13 protein-coding genes are annotated in these 11,932 nt (G+C 63.6%); 5 read left to right on the forward strand and 8 right to left on the reverse strand.

The annotated features are described in order from the left end of the window. Positions 1-43: 43 nt before the first annotated feature. The 5 genes from X268_RS26005 to X268_RS26025 form a co-directional block, all read right to left on the reverse strand. Positions 44-322 carry a DUF2934 domain-containing protein gene (locus X268_RS26005; RefSeq protein ID WP_128927573.1) on the reverse strand — a complete coding sequence of 93 codons (279 nt, stop codon included), beginning with the start codon at positions 320-322 and terminating at the stop codon, positions 44-46. A 185-nt stretch (positions 323-507) separates the two neighbouring features. Then, on the reverse strand, positions 508-693 hold the full coding sequence (locus tag X268_RS26010) for a hypothetical protein (protein ID WP_128927574.1): 186 nt from the start codon (positions 691-693) through the stop codon (positions 508-510). Next, positions 690-851 (reverse strand): DUF2934 domain-containing protein, encoded by a 162-nt coding sequence (locus tag X268_RS26015; RefSeq protein ID WP_128927575.1) that lies wholly within the window; start codon positions 849-851, stop codon positions 690-692. The genes X268_RS26010 and X268_RS26015 overlap by 4 nt, the downstream gene beginning before the upstream one ends. A gap of 506 nt (positions 852-1,357) precedes the next feature. After that, positions 1,358-2,008 carry a response regulator transcription factor gene (locus X268_RS26020; RefSeq protein ID WP_128927576.1) on the reverse strand — a complete coding sequence of 217 codons (651 nt, stop codon included), beginning with the start codon at positions 2,006-2,008 and terminating at the stop codon, positions 1,358-1,360. Further along, entirely contained in the window at positions 2,005-3,450 is a 1,446-nt protein-coding gene (locus tag X268_RS26025) for a sensor histidine kinase (protein WP_128927577.1), read from the reverse strand. The genes X268_RS26020 and X268_RS26025 overlap by 4 nt, the downstream gene beginning before the upstream one ends. Positions 3,451-3,697: 247 nt before the next feature. Here X268_RS26025 and X268_RS26030 point away from each other — a divergent pair, with 247 nt between their 5' ends. Next, entirely contained in the window at positions 3,698-4,078 is a 381-nt protein-coding gene (locus tag X268_RS26030; RefSeq protein WP_128927578.1) for a response regulator transcription factor, read from the forward strand. 8 nt (positions 4,079-4,086) lie between these two features. Then, the gene (locus tag X268_RS26035; protein WP_128927579.1) at positions 4,087-5,700 is read left to right on the forward strand and encodes an ATP-binding protein; all 1,614 of its coding nucleotides are present in this window, start codon (positions 4,087-4,089) and stop codon (positions 5,698-5,700) included. 4 nt (positions 5,701-5,704) lie between these two features. Here X268_RS26035 and X268_RS26040 read toward each other — a convergent pair whose 3' ends face one another. Genes X268_RS26040 through X268_RS26050 form a run of 3 tightly spaced genes read right to left on the reverse strand, consistent with a single transcriptional unit; the run spans position 5,705 to position 8,369 of the window. Beyond that, on the reverse strand, positions 5,705-6,550 hold the full coding sequence (locus X268_RS26040; RefSeq protein ID WP_128927580.1) for an N-acyl homoserine lactonase family protein: 846 nt from the start codon (positions 6,548-6,550) through the stop codon (positions 5,705-5,707). 27 nt (positions 6,551-6,577) lie between these two features. Beyond that, positions 6,578-6,964, reverse strand: a complete 387-nt coding sequence (locus X268_RS26045) for a carboxymuconolactone decarboxylase family protein (RefSeq protein ID WP_025037872.1) — start codon at positions 6,962-6,964, stop codon at positions 6,578-6,580. Positions 6,965-6,992: 28 nt separating this feature from the next. Next, complete coding sequence (locus tag X268_RS26050) at positions 6,993-8,369, reverse strand: MmgE/PrpD family protein (protein WP_128927581.1); 1,377 nt, start codon at positions 8,367-8,369, stop codon at positions 6,993-6,995. Between the two features lie 229 nt (positions 8,370-8,598). Here X268_RS26050 and X268_RS26055 point away from each other — a divergent pair, with 229 nt between their 5' ends. From X268_RS26055 to X268_RS26065, 3 genes are all read left to right on the forward strand, one after another. After that, entirely contained in the window at positions 8,599-9,492 is an 894-nt protein-coding gene (locus tag X268_RS26055; RefSeq protein WP_128927582.1) for an NAD(P)-dependent oxidoreductase, read from the forward strand. A 31-nt stretch (positions 9,493-9,523) separates the two neighbouring features. Beyond that, the gene (locus tag X268_RS26060; RefSeq protein ID WP_128927583.1) at positions 9,524-10,915 is read left to right on the forward strand and encodes an MmgE/PrpD family protein; all 1,392 of its coding nucleotides are present in this window, start codon (positions 9,524-9,526) and stop codon (positions 10,913-10,915) included. A gap of 79 nt (positions 10,916-10,994) precedes the next feature. Beyond that, a complete protein-coding gene (locus X268_RS26065) occupies positions 10,995-11,930 on the forward strand; it encodes a branched-chain amino acid ABC transporter permease (protein ID WP_128927584.1) in 936 nt (311 codons plus the stop codon). Positions 11,931-11,932: the final 2 nt, after the last annotated feature.

An 11,932-nucleotide genomic window follows, 5' to 3' on the forward strand; every position in this document is an offset into this window, starting at 1 on the left:
ATGACGAGGTTGGACTGTGTCTGCCTCAATCAAGCGGCAGCGCCTACGAACCGCCCCCGCCCTTCTTCTCCTCGCGCTCTTCCTCGATCTGCCGCTCGGCTTCCAGCCAGAACTCCAGCTCGCGATTGCCGGGACGGCCGGCCTGCTCCCAGAGCTCGTAGGCACGGGCGCGCACCTGGCCGCGGCGCATCATGCGGCGGAGCTTTCGCCTCAGCTCCCCGGCGAAGCTGCGGAAGCGATGGCCGGTGGTTTCGTCCCTGACGAGCGCGGCCGCTCGCGTGGCGAGTTCGATCTGGTGCTCTAGCTTCTTCTGTTCGTCCACCTCTGATGCTGCCGTGGGAAAGGGTTGTGGTCAGAGCCCATGCTGTTCAGACACTGAATTCCTTGCGGGATGGTCCGTTCCCTCGGCTACGGCGCGGCGGATGAGAAGCGCGCAGGATGGGCGAAGGTTTCGCTTCGCTCTATGCATCCTACCGACGACGACTGCGAGTCGAGGGGCCGCTGCTTTCAGTGCCAGGTCGTGTCGGCCTCGACGATCACCACGCGGATTTCGGGATCCTCCGTGGTGTTGCAGGTGCAGGGCATGCCCTCGCCGCAGCGGCAGCCGCCGAGTTTCTCGCTCCAGGCCCGGAGCGGATGGTTTTCGCAGACCCATCCGAGACCCCGGCAGAATGGGCACAGCTTCCCGGTCACAGCGTATCCGGCGTGCGCAGCGTGTTGGACTTGTCAGCGTTGCGAAGCTCCTGCTCGGCCGCGTGCCAGAATTCCTCCTCGCGGCCTTCGGGCTTGCCGGCCTGCTCCCACAGGCGGTGTGCGCATTCCCTGATCTCTTGCTCGGTCGGCTCGGACAATTGCGTCTCCTCTCCTAAAGCACGGCCCGCCCAGGGGGGGTATGGAGGCTTGGAGGCAGGCCGTGCAGGCCAGCAATCGGCGGCGAGGCCGGCCCGCGGATTCAAGCCTCAATCCTGCGCGAGAGTTCCTCGTCACCCGCGACGCCCGACGCGCAATGTGCGCCGTGCTGCTTGGCACGAGAGCCTGACATCGGAGCGAAGGTGAGATCGATTTGGTAGCGGAGAAGGCGAAGCCCTATCAGGTCCAAATTGGCACGAAAACGCCGATTTTCCAGCAGGTTGGCGGGAGCATGGCGACGGATTGGACGGGGTTGGAAACCGCCCGGATATCTCATCGCCCCCCTATACCTCGCCCTGGGTCACCTCGTCGTGGTTGACCTGGCTGCTGGAGGGCGGCCATCGCGACGACCGCCATCAGGCGGCCTGGCGGCAAGCCGTTCGAGGAGGGCGGCGGTCTCCGCAGCACAAGGCTGCCCGGATCGCTTCCGTGCGCAAGCTGGATGGCGTCAGTCATCGGGCGGCGCATGAGGGTCAAGCGTGACACCCCTGCTGCGGAGTGCCTCCCCCATCTTCACAAGATCGGCCAGCGATCGCGCATTCATCTTCCGCATGATTTCCCGCCGATGCACCCGTACCGTGACCTCGCGTATGCCGGCAGCGCCTGCGATCTGCTTGGTTTGCAGGCCAGAGATCGTCAGCGCCATCACCTGACGTTCTCGGGATGTCAGCGCTTCGAAGCGCTGCTTGATATCGGTCAGAGTGCGGTCGTTCGCTCGACGCTCGCGGTCCTTGTCGATGGCTGACAGCACCGCTTCCAGCAGATCCTGGTCGCGATAGGGTTTGGTGAGAAACTCGACCGCGCCCGCCTTCATGGCCTGAACGGACATATGGACGTCGGCATAGCCCGTAATGAAGATAATCGGCGCCCGGATGCCGGCCGCGGTCATCTCGCGCTGAAAATCCAGTCCGCTCGAACCGGGCAGGCGGACGTCAAGAATGATGCAGCTCGGATTGTCCTTGCGCCTGGCCTGCAGATATTCGCGCGGCGAGGCATACAACTCGACGCGAAGCGCCGCCGTCTCGAGCAGTCCCTCGATGGATTCACGCACCGACACGTCGTCATCAATGACCGCGACGATAGGGGATTCCTCGTTCATAGGTCGGCGTGCGCCTTGTTCGGCAGGATGAACTGGAATAGCGCGCCATGTGGTTCCGCGGGCGAAGCCCATAGCCGTCCACCATGCGCTTCGATGATCGTGCGGCAGATCGTCAATCCCATTCCCATCCCCTTGGCCTTCGTCGTGAAGAAGGGGCTGAAGATCTTGTCCATCGTCTCCCGGTCGAGACCAATACCGCTGTCACGCACGAACACCACCCCCTCGCCGTCGGCCCCTTCGCGCGAACCGACGACCAGCACCTTTGGTCGGCCGGTCACGTCCGACATGGCGTCAGCTCCATTGATGACAAGATTGAGGACGACCTGCTGAAGCTGGACGGAATCGCCGAGAAATGCTGGCAGCGCCGGCGCAAGTTCGGTCTGCACCGTCACATCGCGCAGCCGCAGTTCGGTTTGCAGCAGATCGAGGACCTCGTCAATCAACTCGTTGAGATCGATGTCGGTGGCCTGGGGCGGCGTCTTCATCAACAGCCCCTGGATGCGCCGGACGACACCGCTCGCGCGCTCACCATCACGCAACACGCGTTCCGCCGTCGTGCGGGCCTTGTCGAGATTCAGCGTCCTCTCATTGAGCCAGTGCAGCACGGTGTGCCCGTTGGTGACGACTCCAGTGAGCGGCTGATTGATCTCATGCGCGATCGATGCCGCGAGCTGCCCCATGGTCGTGGCCCGCGTTACGCGAGCTAGGTCGGACTGGGCGCGCTGTAACTCGTCAGCAGCGAGCCTGGCAGCGGTGATATCCATCACTGCGCCGACGATCCCCGCCTCGGCCGCCCACTCCCTGGCCATGCGGGTGACAATCCGGACATAGCGAATTTCACCGTCGGGCATCAACAGCCGATGCTCAAGTGCAAAGCCGGTCTGCTCCCGGAAAGCCTTTTCGATGGTCTGCTCAAGCAGCCTTCGGTCGTCCGGGTGCGTGCGCGCAAGCATGGCAGCGAGCGTGGGCGCCGTTTGGCCCGGTTCATATCGATAGATGCGCCATGTCTCCCGCGACCAGTACTGTTCGCCCCAAGGATCGCGCCAGCCGACGCTGCCCGTGCGGCCCAATTGCTGCGCTTCCGCGAGAAAGGATTCGCTCCTTTGAAGCGCGTCCATCGTGGACCGGTTGCGCATCACCAGCAAGGTCGACATCGCAATGCCGACAACACCGATGACGCGGTCGATCAGCGACCAATGCGACCAGGGATCGCCTGGCGAAAACGGATGCGCGATCAGAGTCAATGCCTCGCAAGCCAGCCCGGCGACCAAGATGCCGGTCCAGCCGTAGACGGACGAGGCGACAAGCACGACAAACACGTAGAGGATGCTGACCGACACTTCGAGCGGCGTATTAACGTCGATGGCGAAAATGCCGACCGCAAGAGCGATGATACCGATCGTGGGGAGGACGCGGTCAGGTCTGGAAACGGGTTGGCTCATCGATCCGCGCTGACCATTTGAAGGCGATCGGAGCCAAGGTGACGCTCTCCGATTTCAGGGCGTTCGACGCCTGCCTCACATCGCCTCCTTTACTAGCAAAAACCGCGAAATGCGGCAACGCACCTAAACGAAACGATAGTAGCCGCGACTCCTTGGTTAATTCGGGCAGCGAATTTGGCATCTAGAGTGCCACCTTCGCCAATGGTTACCCCTTCGGATTCCCGTCAATCTGGGATGATAGGAGAGCATCTTGAACGATGAACCCTTGATCGCAATCGTGGACGACGACGAGTCGGTGCGGGTCGCCATGGGCGGCATGGTCGAATCGTTCGGATACACGCCAATCACGTTTGAATCGGCCGACGACTTTCTGAAATCCGACAAGCTGCCCGATACGTCCTGTCTGATCCTGGATGTCCAGATGCCCGGTATGAGCGGACTTGAACTGCACGGCAAACTGATTGCCTCCGGCCTCAGGATTCCGACCGTTTTCGTGACGGCCTTCCCGGACAAGCGCGTTCGCGACAGAGCCCTACGCGCCGGCGGAGTTTGTTTCCTGTCCAAGCCATTCGGACGAGACGATCTGCTCGGTTGTATCGAATCCGCCCTCGGCAAGCGGACCATGTAGGGCATGCCATGACCACGGACACCGTCATAACCCAGGAGGTTTCGGCGGTAGGCCATCCCGATGCGTTGCCGCGGGCAACCCAGGCGAATGCGCTGGCACAAGGCAGCGCGGCAGAGGCCTTCTTCGCTTTTGGTCCGTACCGGCTCTTTCCCCGTCAGCGGCTCCTGCTCAAGGACGGCAACGCGCTCCCAATCGGCAACCGCTCTCTCGAAATCCTGATCCTGTTGGCGGAACGACAGGGTGAGGTCGTCAGCAAGAACGAGCTCATTGCCCGCGTCTGGCCTGGCATCAACATCGAAGAAGGCGGATTAAGGGTGCAGGTCGCCGGGCTGCGGAAGGCGCTGGGCGACGGAACTGGCGGTGCGTGCTACATCAAGACGGTAGCCGGCCGCGGTTATTGCCTTGTCGCGACCACCGGCCACTTCGAATCTGCTGCCGCGCTCGCGCGGGGCACGGAGCGGGGCCAGGCACAACGGCTTCCGCTGCCGCTGGCCCGAATGGTCGGCCGCGACGACGACGTGCGCAAGATCTCGGACCTGCTGAGAACGACGCGATTCGTCACCGTTCACGGACCGGGAGGCGTCGGAAAGACAACAGCCGCCATTGCTGTCGCTCACGACCAGCTTGCATCCTTCCAGGGCGACATTCATTTTCTCGATCTTGCAAAGATCACCGAGCCGCATCTTCTGCCGGTCGCGCTGACATCTTCCTTCGGACTGACCGCCCCGTCGAGCGATCCAAATGCGGCCATGCTCGAATTTGTACGCGGTCGACGCATGCTGCTGATCTTCGATAGCTGTGAGCACTTGATCGATGCTGTTGCGGCGTTAATTGAAAAAATTCTACGTGAAGCCCCCGCGATACGCGTCCTTGCGACGAGCAGGGAGACACTCCGGGCCGACGGCGAGCACGTGTACAGGATTTCGGGTCTTGAGTGTCCACCGGTCGAAGATGAACAACCGGCCGAGCGGCTGTTTTCCCATCCAGCACTCAGCCTGTTCATCAACAAGGTCGCAGCGAGCGGACATCAGCTTGAGTTGACTGAATCCGACGCACGGATCGTTGCAAAGATCTGCCGCAGACTGGACGGACTGGCACTTGCCATCAACTTGGCGGCAACGCGCGTGCCGACGCTTGGCCTCTCGCAGATCGCGGGCTCCCTTGAGACGAATACCTGGCTGTTCTGGCAAGGCCACCGAACGGCGTTGCCGCGTCACCAGACGATGGCTGCATCGATCGACTGGAGCTACAGCCTGCTTGACGAAGACGAGAAAGCAGTGCTGCACCATCTGTCCGCTTACAGGGAGTCCTTTACGCTCGATGCAGCCTGCGAGGCTGCTCGCCAGGTCTTGCTGACTCCCTTCGATGATCTGCTTGTCATCGACAAGCTGATCACGAAGTCATTGATCTCGTTCGAAGCCGGTGAGGGTCTCGCGCGATATCGATTGCCCAACTCGATCCGAAGCTATGCGCTTGAAAGACGCGACACAGCCGTGAGCTTGAAGGAACCGCGCCGAACATTCGCGGCGAGCGGATATGGTTGCTTGGTCGATTCCTCGACGACAGCCCGTGCCGGAACCGACACCATCGAGCGCACGAGACGGATCGGAATGCCCTTTTGAATGATCATTGGGACTCGCGGCCTTCTGCGCCGCGCTGGATGCCCTGAGCAGCGGTTCCGGACGGTGCGACGTCGAGCCGGACCGCGACACCGCTGAGGTCCGGGCTTGGTGCCGGATAGAGCTTCATGACGAGCGGATCATGACCGGGTACGATGTGATCCGCATCCGGCGCGGCTGCCCGCAGCTTGTCGAAACCTGCCAGCATGTCGCCGACATGAAAGGCGGTCGTGAACGGGCGCTCGCTGGCCATGTTCTCGTAGAAATGACTGACGTCGGAGGCGAGCACAACGAAGCCTCGGCGGGGCCTTACCCGGACGAACTGAAGACCGGCCGAATGCCCCCCGGCCGCATGGACTGTCAGCCCGGGCGCAATCTCGGCGTCGCCATCGTAGAACAGGACGCGGCGCGCATAGTTGAGGCGCACGATCCCACAGACATCCTCGACCTCGAAGGAATGCGACAGCCTCGGATATTGCATGTAGCGTCCGGTGGCATAGGCGAGTTCGCGCTCCTGCAGATGAAATCGCGCGTTGGGAAACCGGTCGAAATTGCCGGCGTGGTCGTAGTGCAGATGCGTGAGGATCACATCCCTGACCTCGGCGAGGTCGATGTCGAAGGCCCGAAGCGTTTCAACCGGGCAGCGCAGGAACGTCCGCCTGCGCTGCTTCGCGACCGCGGCGTTGAAGCCGGTGTCGATGATGAAGCCGCGCCCGCCTCCCCTCGCCAGCCACATGAAATAGTCCATCGGCATCGGCCCGTCATGCGGGTCGCCGCCGATGAAGTGCTCGCTCCGCTGCGCATCCCGCGTTGCGTAGCGGATGGCAAAGAGCTCGTATTCCGGCTCGCTCATCGCTTCCACCAGCCAAATGGGGCGCGCTCAGGACTCCGCGTCGACTTCTTTGAAAGCCTCGCGTGCGTTGCGGAAAGCGTCGATGCCGGCGGGCACGCCGCAATAGACGGCGACCTGGAGCAGGATCTCCTTGATCTCCTCCTTGGTCAGCCCGTTCTTCAACGCGCCCTTCACGTGCAGCTTGAGCTCGTGCGGGCGGTTCAGTGCGCCGAGCATCGCCAGATTGACGATCGAGCGCGTGCGACGGTCGACGCCAGGCCGCGTCCACAGCGCGCCCCAGCAGAATTCGGTGGACCATTCCGCCATGGTGCGCGTGAACTCGTCGGCGCCGGCGATCGACTTGTTGACGTAATCCTCACCCAGCACCTCCTTGCGAACCTTGAGGCCCTTTTCGAACAGTTCGGTCTTGCTCATGATTGTCCCTTTCAGGTCTTGAGAGAGTCTAGGTGGAAGTTGGTAGGCGCATTGCCGAAGATGGCCGCAACGATTGCAGGAGCTCACCGACCTCATCAATCGTATCGAGCCGCCAGACAGCGCCGATGACGCGGTCTGCATCCCAATCGCTTCGACCGGTCCGTACCCCTTCGCGCAGCTTCTCTTCGATGTCGCGGTCCGACAGCGGCGTAGCCTGGCTGCCGCGCGGCGAGATGACGGTCTCAGTGAGGACTTCGCCGGACGAAAGGTGCAGGCTGACACGCGCCGCGCCATCGGGCATTTGAGCGTCGAGCTCCGCCCTCACCTTTTGTCGCATTTGCGCGACATCGGGCCTGATCACCGTCTCGGGCGCGAACTCGGTCACGCCCGCCTTGCCCAGCAGCAGTCCGCAGGCCACGCAATGATGGATGCTGACCCGCGCGTCGCGCTCATTGTTAACGGGACGATCGCCGCGCGCGAGCAGCAGAGCCGAGCCATGCACCGTCACGGACTCGATTTGGTCGATGCGCCGACCAAGCCGGTCGCGCAAGTGGAAGCAGGCATCGATGACCGCATGGAACACGATGCCGGCCGGATAGGGCTTGTAGGTGTTCTTCGCAATCTCCCACGTCTTGCCGAGGCCGTCGAACAGGCGAGCCAGATCGGGCTCGTCGCCCATGGTGCGCGCCCAGCCGAGCGGGCCTTCGATCGCGCGGGGCGCGGCTTCATATCCCTGTTGCGCAAGGAGTGCAGCGAACAGCCCGTTGCGCGCGGCGTTGCCCACGCTGACATTCTTGGCGGCGCTCGGCAGGTTCTCGACATTGCCGGCCGACTGGCTCGCAGCAATTCCGATCGCGTTCGCAATGCCTTCCGCTGGCAGGCGCAGCAGCTTCGCGCACGCCGCAGCAGCGCCGAAGATTCCGCAGGTCGAGGTGATGTGCCAGCCGCGCGCATAGTGGCGCGGCGAAACTGCATTCCCGATGCGACACTCGACGTCGACACCGAGAATGAAGGCCGTCAGCACTTCGCGCCCCGACAATTTTCGCGTCTCCGCAAGCGCGAATAGCGCGGCGGCGACCGGCGCGGCGGGATGAATGATGGTCTCGGGATGGGTATCGTCGAAGTCGAGCAGATTGGCCGAGATGGCGTTGAGGAACGACGCGCAAAGCGCGTCCATCGGTTGCGAGTGACCGATGATGGTCGAGGTCCCGACGCCGCTGAACGGCGCCAGTGTTCGCATCGCTGCGGTGACGACGGGGTCACGCGCAGAGCCGAGCGCGGTGGCGAAGAAATTGAGGATCGATCGCCGCCCCTCGCGGCTCTGCGCCTGCACGTCCGTCCATGACGTCGCCGCGACGAAATCGGCGAGCGTCCTGCTCACACTGGGAATTGAATCTTGCGGCACGCGGGGCGTCTTCCTCGTTTTCCCGGACCATATGACGATCCGCGGCAAACTGTCGATCCCAAATGTTATGCTTGACAGCTTGTCTGACAATCATAACAATCCGACCTCGCTGGCGCGGGGTCCCGCGGCCATGACGACGGCGGCCGCAAAGGCCGGCCGGCGACAACGGTTGAGCAACGAGATCAAGAAAGGCGCGTCCGTCACGGGATCGCGCGACAGGGAGTAGACGATGGCGGGAGAGATCCTCGGCGTGATCGGCACGGGCCGCATGGGCGGTCCCATGGCGGGACGATTGATGGACGCGGGGTATTCGCTCGTCGTCTTTGACACGCAGGCCGAGGCAACCCAGCCGCTGGTCAAGCGCGGCGCCCTGCTCGGCAAGTCGCCGGCCGACGTGGCCTCGCGCGCCGACATCGTGCTCGCCAGCCTGCCGACGCCCGACATCGTCAAGGCTGTCACTCTTGGCGAGAACGGCATCAGTAGCGGCAGGCGCGCCCAGATCGTCATCGATCTCTCGACCTCCGGTCCCGGCGCGGCGAAGCTCGTTGCCGAAGGCCTGAGGGCCAAGGGCATGACGCTGGTCGATGCGCCCGTGAGCGGCGGCATCAAGGGCGCCGTGAACGGCACGCTGGCAGTCATGGTGTCGTGCCCGCAAGCCACTTACGACATCGTGCAGCCGATCCTGAAGAATTTCGGCAAGCTGTTCTACACCGGCGACAAGCCCGGCGTGGCGCAGACCGCTAAGCTGGCCAATAATCTGATGGCGGCCGCCGCGCTGGTCATCACCTCGGAAGCCGTCGCCATGGGCGTCAAGGGCGGTGTCAACGCAAAGGTGCTGATCGACATCATCAACGCGAGCAGCGGCCGTAACAGCGCCTCCGAGGACAAATTCCCCCGCTCGGTGCTGCCGGGCACTTTCGATTTCGGCTTCACCACGGGACTTTCCTACAAGGACGTCCGGCTCTGCGTGGACGAGGCCGAGGCAATGGGCGTGCCGATGGTCTGCGGCGCGGTGGTGCGGCAGATGCTCGCAATCACCAACGCCAAGTATGGCGCGTCGTCCGACTTCACCTCGATCGCAAAGGTGCTCGAGGAGTGGGCCGGCGTCGAAATGCGCGGCTGATCACGCAAACCCAGCAGGGAGAGCGATTGCGATGACGATCGGTCCGACCGGATCAGGCAAGATCTCGCTCGCGCGGCAGATGGCGCGGAGCGCGCTTGCGCTGGACCTGGACAGTTTCGGGCCTGACGTCGTCGCCAAGACAAAGCTCTGTCTGCTCGACTTCCTCTCCTGTGCGTTCGAGGCCGGCCAGCATCCCTGGAGCCGCCAGGCCGTAGCGATCGCACAGGGGGGCGGCGGAGCAACGATCGTCGGAACGTCGCAACTTTCCTCGCCGGCCGATGCCGCCTTCGCCAATGCCGTGATGGGGCATGGCCTCGTGCGGGAAGACATGCACGCGGCCAGCATCGCGCACCACGGCGTGGTGATCTGGCCGACATTGCTCGCGCTGTCGGAACAGGCGCCGCTGCCCGGCGCAAGGCTGCTCGCCGCGGCCATCATCGGCTATGAGACCGGCGCGCGGGTCGGCCGCGCCTTGCTGACGTCTGATCTCGCTCGCCTCCATCGTCCGACCGGCCTCGTGGCCCCTCCGGGCGCGGCGCTCGCCGGAAGTTTCGCGCTCGGCCTCCCCGAAGACGCAGCAACCAGCGCCATCGCGATCGCGGCCAACACCTCCAGCGGTCTGAACGAATGGCCGCATGCCGGCGGCTCCGACATGTATTTCCATCCAGGCTTTGCCGCCAGCAACGCGATCAAGGCGATCGGCCTCGCCGCAGCCGGCGCTTTCGGCTCCGAGACCATCCTCGAAGGCGAGGCCGGGCTGTTCGCCGCCTATCGTCGCCAGGCCGCGCCGGACAGCATCAGGCTCTTCCCGGACGGAGACTGCGAGATCATGGCCGTCTACAACAAGCCGGTCCCGGCCTGCAATTTCGCGCAGACCGCCGCGCAAGCCGCACTGCGCGTCTCCCACGAGATCGCCGGCACCGATGAGATCGATCGGGTCGTCATCCGCGCGCCCGATGCCGCCGTTCGCTATCCCGGCTGCGATTCGATAGGGCCCTACCGCAACGCGCTGCAGGCGAAGATGAGCATTCCCTTCAGCGTCGCGGCGACGCTGGCGCGGGGCGAGATCGAGGACGAGAACTACTCTGAGCTCGACGATGCCGAGATCATGCGTCTCGTCGCGATCACGGATCTGAAGGCCGATCCCGGATTCACCGTAGCCTTCCCCGGCAAGCAGGGCGCGGACGTGACCGTGCAACTGCGTAGTGGCCGGACGATCCAGCACGCGCTGCCCGACGTCATCGCGGCAACGCCTTCAGAAATTCGCGCGCGCTTTCGCGCGGCCGCGGCCCGAGTTCTCGGTGTGGATCGCGCGCACCGGCTCCAACAACTTATCGACGATTGCGAGCAGCTCGGCAATGCCGGCGCCATTGCCGCGCAGTGCCGCCTGGAGACGGAACGGGTTTTACGATCGGCATCATAAGAAATGCCGGAGAGCACGGGGGAAATATGGTCGGCTTGGAGGCCAGTCTAGCATCGTCCGCAGCGCGGAGACGTGGCTGATGGAAGGATTTCTGCAAGCGCTCGCCGCGGGCCTGCTGATTGGCGCCGTCTATGGGCTGATGTGCGTCGGGCTCGGCCTGATCTTCGGCGTCATGCGCGTCATCAACTTCGCCCATGGCGATTTCATGATGCTCGGCATGTACACTGCCTTCTATCTGTTCACCGCTGCCGGCGTGCAGGCGGTGTTCGGCAATACGGTCGGGCCGTTCGTCTCGATCCTGCTGGCCGGGCCCGTGCTCGCCGTGTTCGGCTATTTCGTCCATCGCACGCTGATCTCGCACGTCTCGGGGACGCGCACCGCCTCGCTGGAGGGCGAAGGCCACTACGCCCAGCTCATCCTCACGCTCGGTATCGCGCTGATCCTGCAAAACGGCGGCCTCATTGTCTTCGGCTCGGTGCTGGCCTCGATCCGCACGCCGTTGTCGAGCTCGGCCTGGGAGCTTGGCCCCTTCTTCGACATGAGCATCTTCCTCAACAAGGCGCGCAGCATCGATATGATCGTATCCCTGGCGATCATGATCCTGCTTTCGCTGCTGATCACGCGGACACGGATCGGAAAGTCGCTCCGCGCCGCCGCGGACAATCCGACCGCCGCGACGTATATGGGCATCGACGTCGATCGCGCGCACCGCACCGCTTTCGCGCTCGGCTGCGGCATCACGGCGATCGCGGGCGGCCTGCTCGCCACCAACTATCCGTTCCACCCGTTTGTCGGCCTCGAATATGTCATCGTCATGTATGCGGGCGTCGTGCTCGGCGGCATGGGCAGCATTATCGGCGCCTTCTGGGGCGGCATGACGATCGGTCTCGTGCAGCAGATGTCGACGCTGATCCTGCCGACGCAATTGCAGAACGCGGCAATCTTCGCCGTCTTCCTCCTCATCATCTTCTTCCGCCCGCAAGGCTTCTTCGGGCGGATGGTGGAGAGGACCTGACC

The organism is Bradyrhizobium guangxiense, assembly GCF_004114915.1.
Taxonomy (GTDB): Bacteria; Pseudomonadota; Alphaproteobacteria; order Rhizobiales; family Xanthobacteraceae; genus Bradyrhizobium; species Bradyrhizobium guangxiense.